At 67.6% G+C, this 22,321-nt stretch carries 17 protein-coding genes; 9 read left to right on the top strand and 8 right to left on the bottom strand.

Features of this window, described 5'->3' with window-relative positions; genetic code table 11:
- Window positions 1–66: 66 nt before the first annotated feature.
- Window positions 67–3,810 carry a hypothetical protein gene (locus ABFD92_02270; protein MEN6503341.1) on the bottom strand — a complete coding sequence of 1,248 codons (3,744 nt, stop codon included), beginning with the start codon at window positions 3,808–3,810 and terminating at the stop codon, window positions 67–69.
- Between the two features lie 145 nt (window positions 3,811–3,955).
- Window positions 3,956–4,843: a ribonuclease H-like domain-containing protein gene (locus ABFD92_02265; GenBank protein ID MEN6503340.1), complete on the bottom strand. Its 888-nt coding sequence runs from the start codon at window positions 4,841–4,843 to the stop codon at window positions 3,956–3,958.
- Between the two features lie 80 nt (window positions 4,844–4,923).
- Here ABFD92_02265 and ABFD92_02260 point away from each other — a divergent pair, with 80 nt between their 5' ends.
- Window positions 4,924–5,649 carry an SDR family oxidoreductase gene (locus ABFD92_02260; protein MEN6503339.1) on the top strand — a complete coding sequence of 242 codons (726 nt, stop codon included), beginning with the start codon at window positions 4,924–4,926 and terminating at the stop codon, window positions 5,647–5,649.
- Window positions 5,650–5,692: 43 nt separating this feature from the next.
- Window positions 5,693–6,274: a CDP-alcohol phosphatidyltransferase family protein gene (locus ABFD92_02255; protein ID MEN6503338.1), complete on the top strand. Its 582-nt coding sequence runs from the start codon at window positions 5,693–5,695 to the stop codon at window positions 6,272–6,274.
- Window positions 6,275–6,479: 205 nt separating this feature from the next.
- On the opposite strand, the gene ABFD92_02250 is transcribed toward ABFD92_02255, so the two are convergent.
- Window positions 6,480–6,854: a hypothetical protein gene (locus ABFD92_02250; GenBank protein ID MEN6503337.1), complete on the bottom strand. Its 375-nt coding sequence runs from the start codon at window positions 6,852–6,854 to the stop codon at window positions 6,480–6,482.
- Between the two features lie 200 nt (window positions 6,855–7,054).
- On the opposite strand from ABFD92_02250, the gene ABFD92_02245 reads away from it, so the two are divergent.
- From ABFD92_02245 to ABFD92_02225, 5 genes are all read left to right on the top strand, one after another.
- The gene (locus ABFD92_02245; GenBank protein MEN6503336.1) at window positions 7,055–7,585 is read left to right on the top strand and encodes a hypothetical protein; all 531 of its coding nucleotides are present in this window, start codon (window positions 7,055–7,057) and stop codon (window positions 7,583–7,585) included.
- Window positions 7,572–9,143 (top strand): tetratricopeptide repeat protein, encoded by a 1,572-nt coding sequence (locus tag ABFD92_02240; GenBank protein ID MEN6503335.1) that lies wholly within the window; start codon window positions 7,572–7,574, stop codon window positions 9,141–9,143. Before ABFD92_02245 ends, ABFD92_02240 begins: the two co-directional genes overlap by 14 nt.
- Before the next feature lie 103 nt (window positions 9,144–9,246).
- A complete protein-coding gene (locus ABFD92_02235) occupies window positions 9,247–12,894 on the top strand; it encodes a PQQ-binding-like beta-propeller repeat protein (GenBank protein MEN6503334.1) in 3,648 nt (1,215 codons plus the stop codon).
- A gap of 10 nt (window positions 12,895–12,904) precedes the next feature.
- On the top strand, window positions 12,905–13,720 hold the full coding sequence (locus tag ABFD92_02230) for a hypothetical protein (GenBank protein MEN6503333.1): 816 nt from the start codon (window positions 12,905–12,907) through the stop codon (window positions 13,718–13,720).
- 144 nt (window positions 13,721–13,864) lie between these two features.
- The gene (locus ABFD92_02225; GenBank protein ID MEN6503332.1) at window positions 13,865–14,221 is read left to right on the top strand and encodes a hypothetical protein; all 357 of its coding nucleotides are present in this window, start codon (window positions 13,865–13,867) and stop codon (window positions 14,219–14,221) included.
- A gap of 310 nt (window positions 14,222–14,531) precedes the next feature.
- Here the strand turns inward: ABFD92_02225 and ABFD92_02220 are convergent, their stop codons facing one another.
- Entirely contained in the window at window positions 14,532–15,311 is a 780-nt protein-coding gene (locus tag ABFD92_02220) for a sugar phosphate isomerase/epimerase (protein MEN6503331.1), read from the bottom strand.
- A gap of 160 nt (window positions 15,312–15,471) precedes the next feature.
- Between ABFD92_02220 and ABFD92_02215 the strand changes: the two genes are divergently transcribed.
- Together ABFD92_02215 and ABFD92_02210 are read left to right on the top strand one after the other, a co-directional pair.
- Entirely contained in the window at window positions 15,472–16,848 is a 1,377-nt protein-coding gene (locus tag ABFD92_02215) for an excinuclease ABC subunit UvrC (GenBank protein ID MEN6503330.1), read from the top strand.
- A gap of 125 nt (window positions 16,849–16,973) precedes the next feature.
- Window positions 16,974–17,768 carry a Nif3-like dinuclear metal center hexameric protein gene (locus ABFD92_02210; protein ID MEN6503329.1) on the top strand — a complete coding sequence of 265 codons (795 nt, stop codon included), beginning with the start codon at window positions 16,974–16,976 and terminating at the stop codon, window positions 17,766–17,768.
- Window positions 17,769–17,790: 22 nt separating this feature from the next.
- Here ABFD92_02210 and ABFD92_02205 read toward each other — a convergent pair whose 3' ends face one another.
- The 4 genes from ABFD92_02205 to ABFD92_02190 form a co-directional block, all read right to left on the bottom strand.
- On the bottom strand, window positions 17,791–19,146 hold the full coding sequence (locus ABFD92_02205; GenBank protein MEN6503328.1) for a sulfatase-like hydrolase/transferase: 1,356 nt from the start codon (window positions 19,144–19,146) through the stop codon (window positions 17,791–17,793).
- A gap of 209 nt (window positions 19,147–19,355) precedes the next feature.
- The gene (locus tag ABFD92_02200) at window positions 19,356–20,099 is read right to left on the bottom strand and encodes a phosphoadenylyl-sulfate reductase (protein ID MEN6503327.1); all 744 of its coding nucleotides are present in this window, start codon (window positions 20,097–20,099) and stop codon (window positions 19,356–19,358) included.
- 11 nt (window positions 20,100–20,110) lie between these two features.
- Window positions 20,111–21,478: a nitrite/sulfite reductase gene (locus tag ABFD92_02195; GenBank protein ID MEN6503326.1), complete on the bottom strand. Its 1,368-nt coding sequence runs from the start codon at window positions 21,476–21,478 to the stop codon at window positions 20,111–20,113.
- A 147-nt stretch (window positions 21,479–21,625) separates the two neighbouring features.
- Window positions 21,626–22,060: an Rrf2 family transcriptional regulator gene (locus ABFD92_02190; protein ID MEN6503325.1), complete on the bottom strand. Its 435-nt coding sequence runs from the start codon at window positions 22,058–22,060 to the stop codon at window positions 21,626–21,628.
- Between the last annotated feature and the right edge of the window lie 261 nt (window positions 22,061–22,321).

Here is a 22,321-nt window from a genome sequence, read left to right as displayed (position 1 = left end):
ATCTTGAGCTTCAGCACTGGGAAAGTTGAACCCCCGCGGCGTTGTGGGGTCCCGCGAAACTTCGGACTATCCGCCGAGTTTTGCCTGCCACAGTTCCCGCGCGTCGGCGGGGCCCGCGGGCCCGCCTGGGCCCAGGCGCACCGGCTGGAGCCCCGCCGGCCCGCGCACCAGCAGGACCATCTCGTTGCCCACTCCGGTCAGGGCGTCGCATCCGCCGATAGACGCTCCGGCGCCCAGCGGAATATCCACGCGAGAGACCGCTTGCGTTTGTCCGGTCGTGACATTCACCCAGACCATCTCGACCGCCGACGGCGCGCCCTTGACCGCACGGGCGTACACCAGCCCCGCCTCGCCGCCGGCCAGGGCGCCGCCCCAGTGCTCCGCCGCACGCCGCCAGAGCAGCTTTCCACTCGATGCCTCCAGCGCCACCACCTCGTCGGCGGCCTCGACCAGCAGCGCCTCGCCGGACCGGCCCAGGAGGCGGCGGACCTCCAGGGCGGGGCTGACCCAGCGGCGCGTGCCGCTGGCGAAGTCGACGCACTCGACATAGCTCATGCCGGCGTCGCCGATGAAGACGTTCTGCCCGTCGATCAGCACCGCGTCCAGGCCCGCCGCCGGCGACGCCGCGCCCTCGCGCAGCGGCAGGTAGTCGCCGAAGCGAACCCAGTTCACGTCGCCGCCGATGTCGCCGCAGAGGACCGCGCGACCATAGACGATGATGTACCGCTCGTCGACAATCTTCAGCGGGAGGTTCAGATCCGCCGAGGCGAACTGGTCCAGGGGGAAGATCGGTTGATCGCTGGCGGGCTTGCCGTCGCCGCCGATGACCGTTCCTCGCAGGTTCACCTGCCCCTCGTTCTGGTCCGAGGTCTTCTCCTCGAACAGCGCCCAGACCGTGTTGCCGACGACCACCGGCTGCGAGGCCATGCGTCCGGGCACGGGCTTGAAGACGCCCGGTTCGGGGGCGGCGGGCTTGGGTTGTTCCTTCTTCTTCTGCGCCGCCAGTCGTTTGCCCCATCCGCGTGGCAGCACCTTGGTGCGCGTGGCGGCCGGGGCCGGAGTCGACTTGATCCCGCTCGTCGGGGCCGGCGTGGACTTGACGCCCCGCGCCGCCAGGTCGATGCACTTGAGCTCGTGCCCCTGCCGCTGGGCCAGCCACTGCCCGCTAAACGGCAACGCGTGCGGACGGGCGGCCATCAGCAGGGCGATCTCATGCACATTCCACATCTGCGCCGGCACGCCCGCCGGGGCGGGGGGCAATTGTCCCACTGCGGCGGCGTATTTGCCCGCCGGGGCGATCGTCCAGGGCAGATTTGCCGCGCCCTGGCGCGACTGCGCCACCGCGGCGGCCCGAGAAACTTCCTGCTCGATCTGCCCGGGCGTGAAGGTCTGCTCGCCGATGGTGACGCTCTCGGAGGCCGCCTGACCCGCCTGCCGCCCCGCGCGCGCCGCCGCCAGACGCATCCGCGCCGCGGCGCCCGCGCGGGCGACGACATCGGCCGATGCGACCGCCGAGGCATAATGCTCCATCGCCTGGCTGTAGTGCCCGGCAAGGAAACTCTGGTCGCCCAGCCACGTCTTGGCCTCGGCAGCGGCTGCGGTGCCGAAGAACTGCGCCGCGGCGAAGCCCACGCGGAGGGGGTCTTTGTCGGCGATGGCCTGCCGCACCCGCAGCCGCCCGCGGAGCACGTGCTTGTTGAGCTCCTGCTGCACGCGAGGGTTTTTGGCCATCAGCTCGGCGGCGCTGACTTCCATGCTCACCCACCCGTGCGGGTCGGCGGCGTTCTGAACCAGGCCCGCGTTGTCGGGGTCGACATACCTCGCGATGAACAGCTTGGCCGCTTGCTCGATCTGCCCGCCGGCAATCGCCGAGGCGTAGTCCAGCTTGAAGGTGCGCTCGGTCCGGGCGTCCTCGAATGTCAGCGGGTGCTTGCGGGCTGCCTCGTCGGCCGCAACGTCCGGCTTGGACGCCCAGTCCAGCAGGTCCCGGGCCGCCCAGCGGTGCATCCCCCGCGATTGGGCTACCAGCTTCTCGACCGCCGGGTTCTGCGCCACCACGGTCGAGGCGATCTGCCGCCGCACCACGCGCTGCCACAGGGCCTCGACCGTTCTTCCCGACGGCGGCTCAAGCTCAAAGACGCCCGCCCCCAGACCCACATCCGTGCCGCCCTGGCGGCAGAGCCGATCATAGGCGTCTTCGAAACTCGCCCAGCGAGCCGCCATCGCCCCGCCGTCTGCCGTCGTCGCCGGAATGATGTCATTAAGTTGATGCAGCGCCTCAAGCCGCTGCTGCCAGGGTCCGCTGCCGCTTGCGGCCTCAGCCGCCAGCGCATCGCACAGCGCCCCGGCCAGCGCGTACGGCGCACCGTCGGCGATGCTGCGGATCGCGCAGGCCCGCAGCGCCTCGGGCGAACCGCCGGGCGCTTTGGTCAGCCACTCCGCAGCCGTCGCCACCGCGTGCAGGTCCGGAGCGCCGGCGATCTGGTTCTCCGCCGCCAGGGCATTGATCGCCGCATACGGGCGAACCTGCAGGCTCTTGAGCGTGATCGCCCGCGGCGGGTCCTTCTCGCCCACCGCCCCGGGGGCGCAGTAGATGCCCACCGTCGTGACCGGCTTGGCCGAGACCGGGGCGGGCGTTTCGTACAGCCGCGCCCATCCGCCGTTGGCCGTGCCCACCCACACTTTCACCGCCCCGCACGCCCAGAGCATCCGCACGCGAACGGTCTTGCCGACGATCGGCTCCGCCGCCGCCGGACCGCCCGCACCGTATCCGCCCGCACCCTGGGCAGGCGGGCACAACATTATAAGGTTAGGCCCGCCCGCAGCCGCCGGCGCTAACCGCGCCCCGGCCTGGGGAACGCCGTCGCTGTCGCCGATGTACACCCCCGTGCTGCCGGCGGCGTCTTCGACCTCGAAGATGTACTCGCAGACGCCCACCCGCGGCGCCTCGACCGACGCCCATGTGAGCTGCGCATCCTTGGCCAGAGTCAGCTTGACGCGACCGTCGGGCAGCTTGGCCAGGTCCGCCGCCGGCGAGGTCTTCCACGCCATCGCCGCCGGCGCCTGCGGAGGCAGCGCCTTGAGCGCCTCCGGCGCCGCGGGGGCGGGCTCGGTTCGGACCATGTCAATGCTGCTCAGCCCCGCCGTGGCGCCGCCGCTGGGGTCGTGCTCGATGTAGACCGCCTTCGGGGCCGCCGGCATCGCCACGCTCAGCAGATGCACCCCCGCGCACGAGAGCACAAGCTGCCCGCCCTGCCAGCGGATGTCCGTCGGCAGCACGACCTGCGGTTTGTTCGGTTCCGCCGGAGGCTGCAGGCGAACGTGCTTGCCGTTGTCACCCGCCGCCAACGCCACACTCGCCGGCCGCGGGGACTCGCCGCTGCGTGCGGCCTCGTAGGCATACCAGCGGCAGACCGTTGCGGCGTGGTCGTACCACAGCGAGACCCCGCGCTGACCGGACCAGAGGTGAATGCGGATGCGCCCGCCGCCCCAGGGGCGAATCCGCAGCGCCGCGTCGTCAGGCCAGGGCGACAGAAGCTTCCAAAGCCCCGAGAAACGAACCACCCCTGCCGCCAGTTCAGCTTTGCTCTTGGCCCCTTCCGCCGCGGCGAACCACGACTTGAACTCCTCGACCGTGATGGCCTCGGGCACAGCCGGCGTGGCCTGGACCATCGCCGCCCAGGCATGGGCGGGCCCACCAAGCTGGTCCGGCGCGTCCCAGACCGCCGCCTGGGCCCACAGCGCCCCTTGGCTGGCCAGAATGACAACCGCCCCGACCGCCAACGACGTCAACACCCGTTGCCCGCTCATCCCAAGCTCCGTATGTCTTATGCAGGTATGCACCCCATATTGAACCCGCGCGCCCCAACGCCGGTTCGCTGAAAGTGGCTCTCACGTCGCCCCGTCCGAAGCCCCAGCCGGTGAACCGAAGGTTCATGTTCGACTGGGGTAAGTTTCATTCCCCCGCCGGTTCGCTGCCGGTCAGGAGCATCGTCAGCAGTTGAACCATCGCCAGCAGGTCTTCGCGATTAGACTTGAGCACGCGCAGCAGAGGGGCCTCGTCGCCGGTTTCTATGAAATAGCGGTGAATCTCGGGCACGGCCCGGCGGTCGAGGGAGGCCTTGCGGCGGCGGCCGCCAAAGGCTTGCTCCAGCGCCGCCAGGGAGAAGCTGCGCAGTTGACCGCGGTAGCGCTGGCGAAAATCCGCCCTCAGATTGAGCCCGGCTGGCATGCGGTCGGGCAGACTCACCGGATGCAGGTCGGCGCGCCGGCGGAAGGCGGCCACGTCGCCCGATCGCGCCGTGTCGAAGGTCACGGCCACGCTTGCCTGCCCGAGCCTGTCAGCGATTGCCTGCAGCAGGGCGGGCTCTTCGGTTTCCTCCAGGGCCAGGAACTGTTCGATGATCATGTCGTGGCCGCGCAGCGACGCCATGCCGGCCAGGAAGATCGGCGCCTCGGCGCCGCCGCTGCGCTCGAGGCGCAGAAAGAGCACGTCCTCGCCGCGGGCGTCGGAGGCCGCACACAATCCCGGCGAGGCATCGAGCTCGTCAAATCGCTGTCGCGCCCCGCGCATGACGCGGTCGAACTCGGCGACGATCTGCCCGCCGCGGTTGTGTACCTCTGCCGGATCGGTCTCGATGCGACGGCAGGACCCCGTGCCAATGGCAAGAGTGCTGCCCATCGTGTCGGCAACGGGCTCCTCAACGGGTTCTTCCGGAAGGGACGGCGGCGGCGGCAGCGGCCGCGGCTTGGGCGCGTTCTTGAGCAGATCGGCAGCCGATATGATCTTGCCGCCAACGGCGCGTTTGAGGTCTTCGAGTTTCTTGCGGCGATCGTCAGTCATAGCTGGGCTATTCTAGCGTATCGGCTCCTGCGGTGGCACAGGCTTTCCAGCCCGTGGAGGACCGGGTATCATCTGCTCCAATGGCAGCAAACGTAAAAGGCAAGGTCGCCCTGGTTAGCGGCGGCGGGCGGGGGATCGGGCGGGCGATCGCCCTGGCGCTGGGACGGGCCGGGGCGCACGTCGTCGTCGCGGCGCGGTCGGGCGATGAGATTGCGGCCGTGGCGAAGGAGATCACCGCCGCCGGCGGGGCGGCCAGCGCTATCGCGGTGGACCTGGCCGACGAGTCCAGCGTGGTGAATCTCTTCACGCAGGTCGTCGACCGTCTCGGGCGGCTGGACGTGCTGGTCAACAACGCCGGCGTCGGGCGGTACGCCCGCGTGGCGGAGCTATCGGCCGCCGACGTCGACGCCATGATGGCCGTCAACATCCGCGGCACGGCGTTGTGCTGCCGCGAGGCGATGAAGCTGATGATCCCGCATCGCAGCGGGTACATCATCAACATCTCCAGCGTGCTGGGGTTCAAGGGCTACGCCAACCAGGGGGCCTACACCGCCACCAAGCACGCGGTGATGGGGCTGACCAGAAGCCTGGCCGTCGAGGCGCAGGAGCACGGCATCCGCGTCAGCGTGATTTCGCCCGGCGGAGTCGACACCGAGATGGTCCGCCGCTCGCGCCCCGACCTGGACCCGTCGATCCTGCTTTCGCCTGAAGACATCGCCCAGGCCGTGCTGTACCTGCTGAGCCTGTCGGACCGCGCCGCGGTGGACGAGATCTACATCCGCCGCCGCACCAGCGCCCCGTTTTGATTCGCATCCGCCGCTTGCGGCTTGGCATCTGTTGGGAAATGAAGTGCTCAGATACCTCGCATACATCCTGACATTCGCGCGAATCATACTCGCCGCCGCGATGGCGGCGCTGATCGCCTTTGGCGGCGCGACGGCGGCGACGTTCATCGCCCTGCTGGCGCTGGCGGCGCTGGAAGAAGCCTCCGACATCTTCGATGGCATCGCCGCCCGCCGCGCGGGAACGGCCTCGATGCTCGGCGGCATTCTCGACCCGCTGGCCGACTCGCTGGCCCGCCTGACGATCTACTTCGCCCTGGCGCTGGCCGGCTGGGCGACTATCGCCATCCCCCTGACCATGGCCGCACGCGATATTATCGTCTCCTACGCCCGCGTGGTGGCCGCCCTGTCCGGCACGAGCACCGCCGCCCGCCTCAGCGGCAAGATCAAAGCCATCATCCAGGGCGCTGGGCTCTTCAGCTTCATCATCACCGCCTGGATCGCCCACGCGGGCGGCTCGGGGCTGCTGGTTTCCTCCAGCCGCGTCATCACGGCATCGCTGGTCATCGCGGTGACGCTCTGGTCGCTGGCGGATTATCTCGCCGCCGCTGTCCCGGCGGCGAAGAAGATGAGCCACAGACAGAAGTGAAAATTTGCCGGGGCCCGTCGCCGCAAGGCGAGCCTGGAGTGCGGCGGCCCCGACGCCGCCCTGGATGTTTCTCAAACGAGGCAGCGCCCGCAACAACTTTGAAAGCGGCAGCTAAGGCTGCCGCACTCCATATACCGCTGAGATGCAAACATGCCCGCGAGCCATCGCCCGCGGGCATGTGTTTGCAGTCGGTCAATCCTGGGTTTCACTCAGCCGGTTTTTCGGCCGGCGCTGGTTCCTCGGGCTTGGCCTCGGGTTTGGCCTTGGGGGTGTGGGCCACAATCTTTGTCGCCACGCCGGTGGCGGGCGTGATCATGACGCGCATTCCGGGCTTGACGTCAGCGAGCTTGGCTTCCTTGCGGTCGACCATCACGACAGTCTTCTCATCGGTCGTGACGACCGTTTCCTTGCCGGCCTTGTCCTTGATCGTCAGGGCTTTATCTTCGACCTTGACGACCTCGCCGCGCAGCCCAGCGCCCCGCTTCTTGCCGGGCTTGGCCCCGTCCTGGGCCATCGCCTGAGACACCACAAACCCCGTCAGCACCAGAGCGGCCACCAACATTACAGCAATCTTCTTCACGGTAGAACCCTTTCGGTTTGCACGTCCGCCATCCGCCCACGCACGTGAGCGACCTGACGGACACCTCATGCGAAACGCAACGCCCCGGCCGCTATTGCACTTCATAATCATAGTAGCCCGCCGCCGTGGAGCGGTTACAGGCGACTTTTGCCTTTGACGCGCCGCCGTCGCCTTGGTGTAATGCAATCATGCTTGGTCGTTTGCGTCGCACAACCCGGTTTGACGTAGCCTTGGCGCTGTCCTTCGCCGGTTTTGGGTATCTGGCCTGGGCCGCCGCAGCCGGCGTGGGGCGATGGATGCTGGCGACGGCGTCGCCGGGGCAAGGGCAGACGCCGCTTTCGGATGTGGCCAAGGGGCTTTTTGTCGACGGCGCACTGGTGCTCAACCTGGCGGGGCTGGCATGGCTGTGCCTGTCGCTGGCGCTGGTGGTCCGTGCCAGCCGCCAGCGGTGCAGCGTCTCGTGGGCGTGGGTGTCGTCGGCCTGCCAGATGCTCCTGGCCGCCGGCGCAGCGATGCTGGCCGGCGTGGCCTGCCGCGCTATGATTCCCACGCCGCCGGCGGACCCCCAGAACGCCTGGGAACTGGCCAACAGCCTCTCCCTTCCGGTCATGCTGGCCGTGGCGGTGCTGGTGTGGGTGACCTTCCTGGTCTGGCTGCTGGTCGAGCGAGCCCGGATGGACCGCTACGGCCCGACGTTACGCGATGGCCTGCGAACGAATGCTTACCGCTGAACCCGTCACACGCCGATGGCCGGGCTGGCTGATCGCCGCCTGCCTGATCGCCGCCGTGCATCCGGCCGCTGCGCAGTCGCGACCTGCCGCCGCCGGACCGCAGGAACTGCTCAACAAGGCCGTCGCTCACCACAACGCCTACAACGACCTGTACACGTCGCTGGACTATGTCCGCGCCGCCGCCGAAATGAAAGCCGCCATCCGGCTCTACGCCCAGGGCGCCAAGGAGTTCCCGGGCAACACAGCCTTCAACCTCGGTCTGGGCGTCTACCAGAACCTCACCGGGCAATATCCCCAGGGGCTCAAGTCGCTCCTGCGGGAACGCAAGATCATCGAGAGCTTCAAGCAACCCTCAGCCCATCTGGTGATGGTCGACGAGGCTCTGGCTGAGAGCTACGAGGGCATGCTCCAGTTCGACAAGGCCGCCGACGCCTATCAACGCGCCGCCAAAGGCGAGCCGAAGAACACCGCCGCGGCCGCGGCCGCCCAGCGCTGCCGGACGCTGCACGAGAGCTTCCGCACGTTCGACGCCTGGCTGAGCGGCGCCTTGGCCAAGGTGCCCGAGGGCGCCAGCGTGAAAGTCGCCTACGATTCCGGACCGACCACCTATCCCGGACACCGAAAAATCAACTACACGCTGTCCAAGAAAGGCGGCCGCGCCAACCTTTCGCTGGACGTCTCGCTCTTCTACGCCGGTCGCAAGGCCAATCGCATGAAGGTCGAGCAGCAGCTGGCCGACATCCTCAGGCTGGTCGAGGCGTGCTATGGCCGCAGCGGGGTCGACCTTCACGTTCGCTGCACGTTCGTCGCCAGCCGCGAGGCGCTGACGGCGTGCAATTCCGTCAGCATCTGGGACCACTACCGCCCCGCCGACGCGCGGATGGGCGACGCGCTCAACTGGGCTATCCTCACCGCCCGCGGGCTGGAACTGACCGACGAGATGGCCGCGGCGACCATCGCCCACGAGATCGGGCACATGGCCGGGCTGGGGCACCCGCCGTGGTACCCCGACAAACCGTACTCCGACGTGATGACGGCAGGGCATCCGTGGACGCCCATCACGTACAAGCGCGTGTTCCCCGACGACATGCGGCTGCTGTTGAGCCAGTTGACTGCCCCGCAAGGCCTCCAGGGCCTGCCCACCCGCGCCAGCGCCCTGGCGGGCGAGGGCAAGAAGCCCCAGGCCATCGCGATGCTCAAGGAGGCCTGCCGCACCTGGCCGGACGACCGCATCTGCAAGGACTGCCTGGGCGGTCTGCAGTTCGACGCCGCCGATTACCAGGGCGCCGCCGAAACCTTCACCGACATGATCCGCCTGACGCCAAACGACTACGTGCTCTACCTGCTCCGCGGCGCCTCGCGCCTGCGGGCGGGGCAGTATCGCCCTGCCGTCAAGGACTTCAGCGCCGTCGTTGCCCAGCACAGCGGAGGCCTGCACGACGCCGCCTATTTCGAGCGGGCCCAGGCCTACGAAAGACTCGGCCTGCACGACAAAGCCAAAGCCGACCGCGACAAGATCGGCAAGCTGCCCGTGGCCGAAAAGCCCGAAGATGAATGATCTTCAGGGCCGCCAACTTCTTCTTGTGCGACACACCCGGGACAGGCGGCGGTTTAACCGGGTGATGCCATGCCCGGTCGGTCTTGTGCTCCATGCCATAGCCATGCGCCGCTGTCTGGCGGCGGTCGCGATGTTGTGCTGCGCGGCGGGCGCCGCGGCGGCGGCAGAAACTCTCCCCGGTCCGCAGGAGGACTTCATCCCCGCCCCGTGGCGACAGATCAGCGTGCAATGGAAGGATTCGTGGGAGCAGACCCTGGCCGAGAATCTTGCGCCCCTGCGAGCCGCGGCCGCGGCTGCCAAGGGCGATAACCCCGCGCCGGCGACCATCGCGGTCCTGCGCGAGATCGAACTGTACAAGGCGATGATAGCTCATTTCCCGCAGCGCCGGGACCAGCACGCCCAGGCATACCTGGCGATGGCAGCCCTGTGCCGCCGGGCCGGCCTGCCCCAAGCCGGGGCGCATTACGCCTGGAAGGTCACGCGCGAGTTCGGCGGCCAGGGCGATCTTGTCGCCCAGGCGTATCTGGAATTGGCGGATTGCTCGGCCGGAATCGACGCGGACGACGCCGCCTGGACGAAGGCTCTCGACGAGGCGCTGGACCTGGCCCAGCGCGGGGCGATCCCGCGCGGGCACCCGGCCGTGCCGGCCGTCTGCGAACAGGTCCGCCGCCGCATCTGCGACGAGATGCGCTACGACCGCTTTGCCGGCGACCTGGATCGCTTCACGAAGCTCGCCCGCACCGACGAGCGAATCTACAAGACCATCGCGGAGATGCTGAACCATTTCGGCGAATCGGAACTGGCGGCGTCGCTGATGCCCCAGAAAGAAGACGCCCGCTGGGGCGCCGAGGCGGTCCGCCCGACCCCTGGAAACCTGCCCCCGCCGCCGCGCAACGCCGAGCTTGAGACGCGCTGGGAGGCCTTTGCTCGCGGAGCCCAGGGCGTCGACGCCTCCCGCCCCATCGACGCCGATCAGGTGCAGCGGATTCTCGATCTGGCCGCGGCGGGCGACGCCTTCGCCGCGCGCGGCGATGTACACTACGTCTCGTATCGGACGCTGGCACAGAGCGTCCTGGACGCGCTGCCGGAGGCGAACCTGGCGCCGCTGCGGGCTCTTCAAAATAACGCCGCAGGACGGCTGGCTATGGCCATCCGAAGTGCGGAAGACCCGGCAGCGGTGGCGAGGTTGACGCGACTGTACCCCTACGCCGTCGGCGTACACGAGGCGCTGGTGGACGTGGGCGAGCGGGCGCTGCGGGCGGGGCACTTCACCGCCGCAACGGCGGCCTTTCGCCACGTGGTCCGTTATAGTCAAGACTCGACGCTGCGGGCAGCGGCGCAGATCGGCCTGTGCCTGGCGCTGGGCGCCGGGCGGGGCTCGGACGAAGAAGCCCGCGCGATCCTGGCGGCGGTTCCGGATGCGGCCGAGGTGCCCTGGCGCGGCGCCACTGCGCCGGCGGGGCAGATAAAGGCCTCGCTTCTGGCGGGGACCTCCGGCGGCGAACCGCCGCGGGCGCTGTCGGATCTGCCGCGCGTGCCGATCGCCCTGCCGGCGGACTGGCCTCTGATGCAGCGCCACCGCGAGGGTCCGGTGCGGAACTTCGGTTTGCACGCGCCGTGGCCGGTCACCCGCATCGAGCGAGTGGGCGCAGCGTTCTTCGTCAGCGGACCCGGGCGGCTGGCTCGCTTCCAGGCCGGCAGCGCCGCGCCGCTCTGGCAGGTTCGCGCCTCGGCCGCCGCTGCGCCGGCCGAGGCCCAGCCGCCGTCGCAGTACATGCAGCACCCATGGCGCGACGTCTATTGCCGCCCCGTCGGCTCGCCCGCCGCCGGCTCCAGCGCCGTCGCCGAAGATGGGCAGGCGGTCTACCGCCTCTCGGGCGGCGGCGCGGTGTCAGCCGTTGACTCGCGCACGGGCAAAGACCTCTGGTCCACCGCGACAGACCCGCAGTGGCGCGGCCTGGCGGCGATGAACTACCCCGCCGCCGCGGACGGACGCGTGTACGTGCTGGCGGTGCCGGCGGCCGAAAGCGACCGGGCAGCCGCCAAGCCCATGGCGTCGAAGGGCCCGTGGCACCTGGTCTGCCTGGACGGGCGCAGCGGGGGCATCGTCTGGAAGACGCCGCTTTCGTGGTCCGACAGCGGCGAGTTGGATCTGGCCCGAGACGGCACGGCGGTGACCATCGACGCCGACTCGGTCTACTGCTGCCCGGGCATGGGGCTTGTGGCCCGCTGCGACGCGCGGGACGGGCGGCTGATGTGGGTGCGCGGATATCCCTCTGCCGTGGGCAATGTCGCGATGGCCGACGCCTTGGTCTACTCTCGCGAGGGCACGTCGCCCATCCGTGCCGACGGCCGCCTTTTCGTGGCCCCGCGAGACAGCAGCGGCGTGACGGCACTGCAGGCCGACACGGGCGAGCTGCTCTGGAGCGTGGCGATGGCGCCCTCGGACCGCATGCTGGGCGTCAGCGGCGGCTCGCTGGTGACTCTCAGCGGCCAGTGGGTTGCCGCTCTGGACGTCGCCACGGGCAGGCCGCTGTGGCAGCGCCGCTTTGCCCAAGGCGCGCCTGTCCAGGGCGCCCTGTCCGGCGCGAACGTCATCGTGCTGGAAAACCGCCGCCTGCACCTGCTGTCGGCCCGGACGGGCAAGACGCTGGAAGAGAAAACCCTCGACGGCGACCGCGACGCCCAGTACGCGTTTCTGGCCGACGGCGCGCTGGCCGAGCTGCTGCCGCCGCGCGTGGCGCAGATCGCCCCCGGGGCGGTTTTGGCCGCCCCCCTGGCCTTGCCACTGGCGAAGGCGGCGTATATCGGCGCCGACGAACCCTCGCTGGTCGTATCCCCCAAGGGCGACGAGGCGGGCTTCTGCATCCTCTCAGGCAGGCGATTGCTGCGCGTCATGACACAACCGCAGTTGACGATCGCCTGGCAACGGACGCTGGCGCTGCGTCCTCTGGCCGCCCACATCGTCGGTGGGCGGGTCCTGCTCTCGGGCGACCGGCGGCTGGCGGCACTGGACCGCTCTGACGGTGCGGACCAGTGGACGCTCTCGGTGCCGCTGGTGCCGTACGACGTGGGCGGCAACGACTCGCTGGTGACGGCCTTGCCCGGCAGCTACGGAGCGGCTCGCCTTGCGGCGATCGACCCGGCGGCCGGTAAGCTCCTCTGGACGCGCGGACTGGTCGAGGCGGCCCGCTTCCGCGGGGGCATATACCGCGTCGAACTGGGCCGCGGGGCCGGCGCCGCCCGGACCGTGTCGGTGGTGCTGCGGACGCTGTTCGACAACGGCTGGCAGGGCGGACGCGTCGAGTTGAACCCCGCCGGCGGCGCGGTCACGACGATCGTGCCCTTCGCCCCGCCGCCGCAGGAAGGCATCTGGTTCTCCGGGCGCGGGCTGGTCAACGCCGGGGCCGACCCGGCGGTCCGCATCGCCGCCGGCGCGGCGCCCGGACGAGCGGTGTACGAGTTGCCCAAGCCCGACATGGCGGGGGTTCACGAGATCCTCGCCTGCCGCGCCTCGGGCCAGCGCATGATCGTCGTCTCGGGGCTGGCCGCCCGCCAGCGCCAGCAGGGGCGCGTGTATGTGGATGTCTTCGACAGCGTCACGCGGCGGCACCTGGGGCGCCAGACGCTCGAGGGGCTGGCCTACTGCACGGGCGGACAGAGCGGATATGATACCCACGCGGAAATCCTGGACCGTGCGGTCGTGGTGACCGACGCCGGCGGCGTCCATGTTTTCACCGCCGCAAAGTAATGGAGCTTCGATGAAACGTTACCTGCTGCTGCTGATCGGCCTGACGCTGGCGACCTCGCCGGGATGGGCTCGTGGCATCTCGGCCCTGTTCACCTCCGGCGCCTACGACGCAGCACAAGAGCCCAACGCCGTTGACCGCGAGGCGGCGGCAAACCGCCAGACGCTCGCGCAGTTCAAGCTCGATGTGGCCGCCGCGTTTGCCAACGGCACCGGCGGGGTGATCACCTTCGACCGCGCGCGGCCGGGGATCGACCCCGACGGGTCGAACGGGCGGTCGGGCAATTATCCCGACGACCGGCTGTCGATCTTCTTCGGTCTCGACCAGGCGTCGTCGCTGGAGATGAGCGTCGACCGCGTGGTGATGACCAACAGCCGTGGCCGTTCATCCTACTCGATGCTGGATATCTGGCAGGGCAACCGCCTTCACTCGACGCCGATTTCAGGTCCGATGATCAAGAACGACGGCCGACCCGCGACGGCAGGGGCGTTTCTCACGCCGGGCACCAACATCGACAACGACAAAGTCGCCAAGCTGAACTTCAGCAACGGTCAGATCCGCCAGCTCGGGGTGACTGCCCTGTCGGCCAATGCGCCGCAGACGATGACGATCACGGTCTTCTTCAGCGGCGGGCTGTCGGAATCGCAGAGCGAGCGATTGGCCGCCGGGGCGGGCGCCGACGACGTGTTCTTCTATTTCGCCGCCCCGCCGCGGCAGACGATCGTGTCGATGCGATGGCAGAGCGACACGATCAACCGCCCGGGAATCGACGACCTGGCGTTCCTCTTCGACGCCCCCGCCCGCTGCATGTTCGTAGTAGATGATTGACGCGCTGTCGGAGAAAGATGGCTTTTGGCCGGGCGATCGATATAATGAAATGACGTTTTAAAAAGGGTGCGGCGGCGCGGGCTGTCGCAGGTTTGGCGGGCGGTCGGGCCACCGTCCGGGAAACAGTGTTTTCCGGAGCGACCCATGCCTGAATCTGCCAATAAGACCGAGTCTGCAAATTCCCCCGGTGACATCAGCGGCAGCGGGTGCCTGCTGCGACTGGGATGGATGCTTCTGGGTCCGGCGGCCCTGGTCATTTGCATCATGAAGATCATCCGCAACCCCGTGGTGGAGCTGTCATTCGCCGACGCTGTGTTCTGGGGCGTCGTGATCATCATGGCCGTGCTAAAGCGGGTGGATATCACGAAGATGCACGGCCGCCTCGCCGACGACCGCCCCGCCACGCTGGAACACTGGAGGCGATACCTCCTGATCCTGGGCGCTCTGGCCGTGGCGGTCTGGGCGGGCGCCCACGGCATCGCGTGGTATCAGAGTGCATAGACTTCTGACGGCGACGGGTGGCCATGACGGTCAGCGCACACCCATGGCGACCCGCTGCGCGTGTCGCCATGCCATCCGCCCTTTGCGGTCTCATTGATCAACTGCCCTAGCGGCCGGATATTTCACCGCGGAGATCGCAGAGACCGCAGAGGTCTTTTGAATGAAATGACTTACAGAGAATTACGGAAGTGGGTCGCCTGGACAGTCTGTTTTTCCGATTAACGTCGACCGCGGCGTTAGATGGTCTGGTTTTGAGCCTACTTGCTTCTCTGCGGTCTTTGCGGTCTCTGCGGTTCATGAAGTTTTTGGGCTAGCGGCCGAACATCTCGCGGGCGGCTGTGATGAACGTCCGCAGTTTGGCCCGGCGCTCGTCCAGCGAGACGCGGTTCTCGCCGGGCAACTCGAAGTTGTAGAGGCCGGCGTATCCGATCTCTTCCAGCGCCGCGATGAGCGGCCACCACTTGACTGTGCCGCGCGGCTGGCGCGGGAAGATGTGCAGGTCGGTCTTGCCGTCGTTGTCGGAGATATGCAGCCCGCGCAGGCGCGGGCCCCAGGAACGGATCAGGTCCGCCTGGTCTTCGGCGGTCAGGTTCACGTGGCCGCTGTCCAGGCAGACGCCCACCTGGGCCGGGGCGGTCGCCCGCAGCAGCGGCGCCAACTCCCAGCCGCTGCAGCAAGGTTCCAGGCACATCACCACGCCCGTGCCCTGGGCGTGAACGGTCAATTCGTGCAGCCCGTCGAGTTGACGTTTCAACCGCTCGTGAGGATCGCTGATCCTGCCCCCGCCGGGATGAATCACCGCCGCCGTGATGCCTGCCTCGGCGAACAGGTCGATCCGCCGCTTGATCGAAGCCATCATGTTGTCGATGGCATCGGTCGAAGCGATGTCGGCAGGCAGGTCCAGGTGCCCCTGCTCGACGCTCACCCCCAGATCATCCGCGACTTTGCGCAGGGCCTCGCCTGAGCCGCGCCCCCGCTGGATCAGCTCGATGCTATGTTCGTCGGAAAGCTCCGCGAACATCCACCCCGCAGCCGCCTGCTCGCGCAGCGCGTCCTCGATGGGAATGTCCCACAGGAAACTCGTCCACATGGAAAACTTCTTGGGTTGGCTCATGCGGCGAAGGTACCAAAAACAGATCCTCGATCCTAGGTCCTAGGTCCCAGGAGAGAACGCGAGCTCCGGGGGCTGATATCTTCCTAGGATCGAGGACCTGGGATCTAGGATCTTCTTTTGAACGTATAATGGGTGCGTGCCCACGCGAAACGAAATCCTGGACGCCATCCGGAGCAAGGTCGGCCAGTTCCCGACCGGGCCGGGCGTGTACCTGTTCAAGGACGCCGCGGGCGTGGTCATCTATATCGGAAAGGCCAAGTGCCTGCGCTCTCGCGTGGCCAGCTACTTTCAGCCCGCGGCGAATCTGCTGGCCAGCCGCGGACCCGACGTCGCCCGCATGGTGGCCGACCTGGTGACCGACGTCGAGTACCTCGAATGCGACAGCGAGGTCGACGCCCTCCTGCACGAGAGCCGCCTGATCAAGGACACGCAGCCGCGATTCAACGCGATGCAGAAGGACGACAAGAGCTTTCCCTATCTGCAGATCACCACCGGCGAAGACTTCCCGCGCGTCTCGGTCACCCGCCAGCCGCGCCATAAGGGCGTCAAGCTGTACGGACCGTTCGTCTCGCCGGCGGACCTGCGGGCCGCCCTGCCGCTGATGCAGCGCGTCTTCAAGTTCTGCACCTGCCACCTCGACTTCGACGACGGCCCCGATCGCAAAACCTACCGCCCGTGCATCCTCCACAGCATCAAGCAGTGCTCGGCCCCGTGCGCGGCCCTGATCAGCCGAGAAGACTACCTGCGCCGCATCAAAGACTTCATGCAGTTTATGGACTCCAAAGCCGCACCCCTGCGACGCAAGCTTACCGCCGAGATGCAGGCGGCCGCCGAGGCGCTCGATTTCGAGCGTGCCGCCAACATCCGCGACGAACTGCGAGCGATGCAAGGCCTTCAGCAGCGCGGACTGGCGGCGGAACACGTGCAGCCCGAGGTGTTCTACGTGGACCAGGCCGCCGGACTGGCGCGCCTGGGCGAGGTGCTGCACCTGGCCACGCCGCCGCGCACGATCGAGGGCATCGACATCGCCCACCTGGGCGGGCAGGAAATGTGCGGGGCCATGGTGTGCTTCATCGACGCGCGGCCGTTCAAGAACTCCTATCGCCGCTACCGGATCAAGACCGTCGCCGGCAACGACGATTACGCCTGCATCCGCGAGGTGGTTTGGCGGCGGTACAAATACGCCGGTATGGAAGCCGAGCTGTTCCCCGACGTGATCCTGATCGACGGCGGCCGCGGGCAGCTCAACGCAGCACTGTCGGCGTTTGAAGACATGGCCTTCACGCCGCCGATGATGGTCGCCCTGGCCAAGAAGGAAGAGACGCTGTTCGTTCTCGGCCGCGAGGAACCGCTCAAGCTCTCGCGCCACGACCCCGCGCTGCAGTTGCTCCAGGCCGTGCGCGACGAAGCCCACCGCTTCGTGCAGGTATACCATCACATCCTGCGCCGCAAGAAGACGCTGGAGGAAGATTCACCGCAGTGCACGCGGAGACCGCAGAGGAAGAAAGAGTAGAGACGGACGGTGGAAGAGAGGATGGGATGGATGGATGGATGATTGGATGTTCGTCCTCGTCGTCGTCCTCGTCCTCGTCGTCGGTTTTTCGTGTTTGGTTTTGGCTTTCTGGAAAGGACTCTTCAATGATCTGTCGCGATATTCACGAGCATCTCAAGACCCAGGGCTCTTGGGTGAACTGGGATTCGACGGCTGACACGTTCAAGGCCGGCGATCCTGAGCAACCTGTTACAAGAGTGGCGGTGGCGTGGAAGGCGTCGTGGGCAGCCTTGAAGGAAGCTCACGCGCGCGGGGCGGAGCTGTTCATTTCGCACGAGTCGATCTGCGTTTGCGCGTCGAACAACTCGACGCAACCGGAGTCGATCTCGGCTTTGCCAAGCGAAAAGCCCAAGTTCGACTGGCTGGCCCAGAGCGCCCTGGTCGTCTACCGCTGCCACGACCTGTGGGACCGCTTCCCGAAGATCGGCATCCGCGACGCCTGGCAGCGTGGGCTGGAACTGGGGGGCAAGATCGTCAACGAGACCGGCAGCTTGCTGGTGACGGAGATCGCCCCGATGCGCGCGGCCGATCTGGCGCAGCACGTGCTGGGCAAGATTCGCCCGCTGGGGCAGAACGGTCTGCTGCTGGGCGGCGACGGCGGCAAGATCGTCCGCCGCGTGGCCACCGGCACCGGCGTGACCGTCGACCCGATCGCGATGATCGACGCCGGGGCCGACGCGGGAATCATCACCGACGACTACTATTGCTTCGTCCGCATGGGCACCCACGCCCGCGAACTGGACTTCCCGACGCTGACGGTCAATCACGGCGTGGCCGAGGAATGGGGCGTGGCGAATCTGGCGCGATATCTGGCGGAGACCTTTCCGCAGCTTGAGGTCTTTCACATTCCGCAGACGTGCGCCTATACGGTGATGACTTAAGAGAGAGCCGACGGCCCCTGAGCTAACCGCCCAGGGTAAAGTCGTCGCCGCTGCGCGCGATCCAGTCCTGGAGCATCCGGCGATGGCGGACGAGTTCGCCGGCCGCCGATGATTGCACCGCCAGGTTGCGCGTCTCGCCGGGGTCGTCCTGCAGGTCGAAGAGCATCTCCGGATTTCGCCCGTGCGAGAACGCCATGTACTTGTACCGCTTCGTGCGGAGCAGGCGGCCCTTGTGCTCGAGGCGCTGGGGGTCGGGCTGGAGTTCCGTCACGGCGTAATCGCGCCCGGGCGCGGAGGGGTTCTCGATAATCCCTCGCAGGCTCACGCCGCCGCATTCTTTAGGCATGGCCGTACCGGCGTAGTCGGCGATGGTAGCCGGCACGTCCAGCGCGCTGACGATGTGCTCGCAGTCCAGGCCGCGGCGTGCGATGCCCGCCGGCCATCGCACGATCAGCGGCACCTTGACGGGGTTCTCGTAGAGCATCAGCTTGACGACCCAGCGGTGAGTGGCGACGCCCTCGCCGTGGTCGCACGTGTAGATCACCAGCGTGTCGTCTTCAAGGCCGCTTTCGCGCAGGGCTCCGAGCACGCGGCCGACGGTCGCGTCGGTATGCTCAACGAAGCGATGGTACGCGTACAGGTACCGCCGCCAGTGCAGTTCGTCCCATGTGTGCGTCCAGTCGATCTCGTTGCCGTAGTGCCCGCGATGGCGGCAGAACTCGACGAACTCCGACTCGACATCGGGCAACTCAAAATTCGTCGGCAGCGGCGGTAATTCGGGTGCCGTGGCGGGAGGGTCCGAAGGACCCGACAGCCACGACCCCATCTCCGGATACAGCTTGTTGAAGACCTCGTGCCCCTGGTCCATCACCCAGTAGCAGATGTCATGGGGATTGTAGAACGACGCCGTCAGCAGGAACGGCCTCTCGTGCGGGCCGCGGATGAACTTGATGGCCCGGTCGGCCGTCGGAGCGTCCACATTCGCGCCCAGGTGCCAGCCGTTGGGCATGTCGAACAGCAGGTTCTCAAAGCCCGGAATCTCGTCGACGTGCTGGGGGTAGTTCTCCGGCACGTGCCACTTGCCCGCCCATGCGGCCTTGTACCCCGCGGCCGTCACCATGTGCCCCACCGTCGGCACATCCGCCGGAACGGCCCGCTCGTTGACGTTGATGCCCAACTCGTGCGGCATGCGCCCGGTGGCAATCGATGCCCTCGCCGGCGTACACACCGGCGAGGTGCAATACGCATTGGCAAAGCTCACGCCCCCCGCCGCCAGGCGGTCAAGATTCGGCGTGCGAACATACGGGTTCCCCCGGCAGCTTAAAGCCGTCGGGGCGTGCTGGTCGGATTGAATGAGCAGAATGTTCGGGCGTTTCATGGCGAGCATGATACCCGAAAATCAAGACGTGAGCATGCCGCATGTGGAGTGCGGCAGCCTTAGCTGCCGCTTTCGATGTTGTTCAATTTCGTGATCCGCATTAGTGGCGAAAACATGTATTCGACGTGGTCTGACTGCCAACAACTGCCAAAGCGGCAGCTAAGGCTGCCGCACTCCATAGGGCTCTGCGACCTTTGCGAACTCCGCGGTTAAATCCCCTCCCCGTCCTTGTGCAGGCCGCATTCTTTTTTGCCGTGTTCCCAGGGGAACTTGCCGGCTCGTTTGCCGAACTCTTCCTTGACGGGGATGTGGCAGGCGGGGCAGCCAATCACGCCGTAGCGCTCGCCCAGGGGCGAGACGTAGTCGTAGAGCTTGTTGTACGGCAGGGCGCGGGCGCGCGTGTACTCGTCCACCTGCTCGCCCGTCCAGTGCAGCAGCGGGCTGAGCTTGAGGACCTTGCGTCCCTTGGCGGCGGGCTCGAAGGACGCCTTGCGGGCGTGCTCGCGGCGGTGGTCGCTCTGGTCGGCTCGCAGGCCGGTAATCCACACGTCCAGCGTGGCCATCGCCCGCTCGTGCGGACGCCCCTTGCGGACGCGGCAGCAGTGCTCGCGGGCCAGGAAGTGCGGCCACTGTCCGAAGGTCTTGTGCAGCCAGTCGACCTCCTCGGGCGCCGGGGCGAACCGCTCGACGGTGATGGCGTAACGCTTCTCGATTTCCTCCAGCAGGTCGTACGTCTCGGGGAAGTTCTGCAGCGTGTCGACGAAGAACACGCGGTATGGGCGCGCCAGCGCCGCGGCCATGTCGATGATGATCACGCCGGTCTTCTGCAGCGACGTGCCGATGGCGCAGCGGTCGGAGAAGTTCTCGATCGCGTAGCGGATCAGGTCCTCGGGACCCATGGCCTCGAGGGCTTCCAGGTCCACGTCGTCGATGTTCATCCGTGTCTGCAGCATGAAGCCTCCATTCACCCCGGCGGCCTTGAGGAGTCGAGGTGGCGGGCGATTTCCTCCACCACCTGCGCGACGGTGAGCTTGCGACCCAGTTCGCGGCCGAGCTGGTCGCTGCGCCCCATGCCGCCGCCGACGGTCAGCGTGTAGGCGTCGGCGCCGTCGCAGCGGCCGCCCACCAGGCCGATCTCCGCCACGGCGGAGTGGCTGCACCCGTTGGGGCATCCGGAAATGCCGACGGTCGTCCCCTGCTCCAGCCTCGCGCCCAGGGCGTCGCGAATGGCCGCGGCGGCCGCGACAGTGTCTGTCAACCCGTGAGAGCACCATCGTGTGCCGGGGCAGGCGATGATGGCGGCGGGCTCGTTCATCGCGGCGGCGAGGACCTCCTGTCGCCCCAGCGCCTGCAGCAGGCTGCTGCGGTCGGCGGCGAAAACCACCACGCGATGCTGGTTGCCCAGCCGCACGAGGCACTGCCCGCCGTCGGCAAGTTCGCCCAGCGCGCGGGCTTGTGCGGGCGAGACATCCCCGCCGGCAAAACATAGCGAACGCTCAGCGCGAAGACCGGTCGCCGCAACGGGCATCGGCGGCCACTCGAACTCGCGGCTGGCGGCGAGTTTTTCGAACCGCTCGGTCAGGGCGGCCTTGAACGCCTCGTCGCCCAGACGCTGGCGCACGTGGCGCAGGCGGGCCTTGCGGCGATTGGTGCGGTCGCCCTCGGCCGCGAACAATTCCAGCGCCGCGGCGGTCAGGGGCAGCACGTCGGCGGCGGGCAGGAACGGGCGGAACTCGATGCCGGTGGCTGGCAGCGCCCCGAGCGAGCCGGCGGCGATCACGCGGAAGCCCCGCTCGCCGGCGCCATTGCGGACGGCGATGAAACCCAGGTCGTTAATGAACGGCTGCGCGTCGGCCAAGTCCGACGATGAGAGGCTGATCTTGAACTTGCGAGGCAGTTCGCCGACGCCGGGTGCGTCTTCGAGCAGGCGGCGGATCTGCCAGGCCAGCGGCTCGAGGTCGACACTGCCGTCCAGAGCGCCCGAGGCGGGGTCGACGGTGATATTGCGGACGGTGTCGCCGCAGGCGCCGGCGCCGGTGAAGCCCGCCGCGACAAGGGCGGCCTGCAGGTCGGGCACATCGGCTGCGGGGACGTTGTGGAACTCGATATCCTGGCGCGTCGTCAGGTGCAGCGGCGCGTCCGGCGTGAACCGCTCGGCCAGATCGGCCAGCGCCCGCCACTGCGCGCCACTGAGGCGCCCGCCGAGAATTTTGATTCGCTGCATCCAGAGCCCCTCCTGTCGCTGCGGGTACAACCCGGCCAGCCGAAGCCGCGCCGGCGCAGCGTCCATCGAGCTGCACGGAAACACGTCCTTGGCGAAATCATTCTCCATCAGCTTCTTTTCCTTTTTAAGCCGCTGAGGTCGCTGAGGTCGTAGGAGATAAAACAACACCTTTCCTCTGCGTCCTCAGCGACCTCAGCGGCTAGTCTTTCTTCTTCGCTTCGTGTTCTTTGTGACCTTTGTGGCAAAGCTTCTTCCTTAGATCGCATAGCTCGGTACCGACGCCGCGGCGCGCTCGCGCGTCAGGACGTCCTGGAACGTCGTGCCGTCGTACACGTCGGTGATCGACTGTTGCGCGCGGTCCCAGACGGCCGCAAACGCGCACGAATGACCGCAATGCTGCCCGTTCGACGCGGCGACGCAAGCCGTCGGCCACAGCGGACCGTCTATCAGGCGGATGACGCGCCCGAGCGTCAATTCCGCCGGCGCCAGCGCCAGGGCGTAGCCGCCATAGCGCCCCCGCCGCGACTCGACCACGCCGCCCTGCCGCAATTCGTTGAGGATCAGCTCCAGGAATCGCACCGGAATACCCCGGGCGGCCGCAATGTCGCTGATGATCGTAAGCTGCCCATCCCGGGCCGCCAACTCCAGCACCGCCTGGAGAGCGTACTGACATTTCTGCGATAGCGCCAATTTCGTAATCCTAACCCGGCAAGTAACAGGTGATTGCAATTCCTTTAATCTCGATAGATTTTATGTAGATTAGCGGACAATGGCAAGAACATTCTGAAAATTTCGCCAATGGCCAGGATAGGACCGATGGGACACACATGAGACGAATTGGACATATGCGCCCCCTTCCATTCTTCCCGCCCTCTGGTTTCCAATCCTCTTAATCCGGTTCCCATCCGCGTAATCCCGCACTCCCCGTCCCCCGACCGCACCGCACCGCAG

Source organism: Planctomycetaceae bacterium, assembly GCA_039680605.1.
Lineage (GTDB): Bacteria > Planctomycetota > Phycisphaerae > SM23-33 > SM23-33 > JAJFUU01.
The sequence above is the reverse complement of the archived record's forward strand: the minus strand, read 5'-3'. Positions and strand labels throughout refer to the sequence as shown.

What these genes read in the sequence shown, in the direction of transcription:
- ABFD92_02270 (MEN6503341.1), bottom strand. Translation starts at nt 3,810, where the DNA reads ATGAGCGGGCAACGGGTGTTGACGTCGTTGGCGGTCGGGGCGGTTGTC.
- ABFD92_02265 (MEN6503340.1), bottom strand. Translation starts at nt 4,843, where the DNA reads ATGACTGACGATCGCCGCAAGAAACTCGAAGACCTCAAACGCGCCGTT.
- ABFD92_02260 (MEN6503339.1), top strand. Translation starts at nt 4,924, where the DNA reads ATGGCAGCAAACGTAAAAGGCAAGGTCGCCCTGGTTAGCGGCGGCGGG.
- ABFD92_02240 (MEN6503335.1), top strand. Translation starts at nt 7,572, where the DNA reads ATGCTTACCGCTGAACCCGTCACACGCCGATGGCCGGGCTGGCTGATC.
- ABFD92_02235 (MEN6503334.1), top strand. Translation starts at nt 9,247, where the DNA reads ATGCGCCGCTGTCTGGCGGCGGTCGCGATGTTGTGCTGCGCGGCGGGC.
- ABFD92_02230 (MEN6503333.1), top strand. Translation starts at nt 12,905, where the DNA reads ATGAAACGTTACCTGCTGCTGCTGATCGGCCTGACGCTGGCGACCTCG.
- ABFD92_02225 (MEN6503332.1), top strand. Translation starts at nt 13,865, where the DNA reads ATGCCTGAATCTGCCAATAAGACCGAGTCTGCAAATTCCCCCGGTGAC.
- ABFD92_02220 (MEN6503331.1), bottom strand. Translation starts at nt 15,311, where the DNA reads ATGTGGACGAGTTTCCTGTGGGACATTCCCATCGAGGACGCGCTGCGC.
- ABFD92_02210 (MEN6503329.1), top strand. Translation starts at nt 16,974, where the DNA reads ATGATCTGTCGCGATATTCACGAGCATCTCAAGACCCAGGGCTCTTGG.
- ABFD92_02205 (MEN6503328.1), bottom strand. Translation starts at nt 19,146, where the DNA reads ATGAAACGCCCGAACATTCTGCTCATTCAATCCGACCAGCACGCCCCG.
- ABFD92_02200 (MEN6503327.1), bottom strand. Translation starts at nt 20,099, where the DNA reads ATGCTGCAGACACGGATGAACATCGACGACGTGGACCTGGAAGCCCTC.
- ABFD92_02195 (MEN6503326.1), bottom strand. Translation starts at nt 21,478, where the DNA reads ATGGAGAATGATTTCGCCAAGGACGTGTTTCCGTGCAGCTCGATGGAC.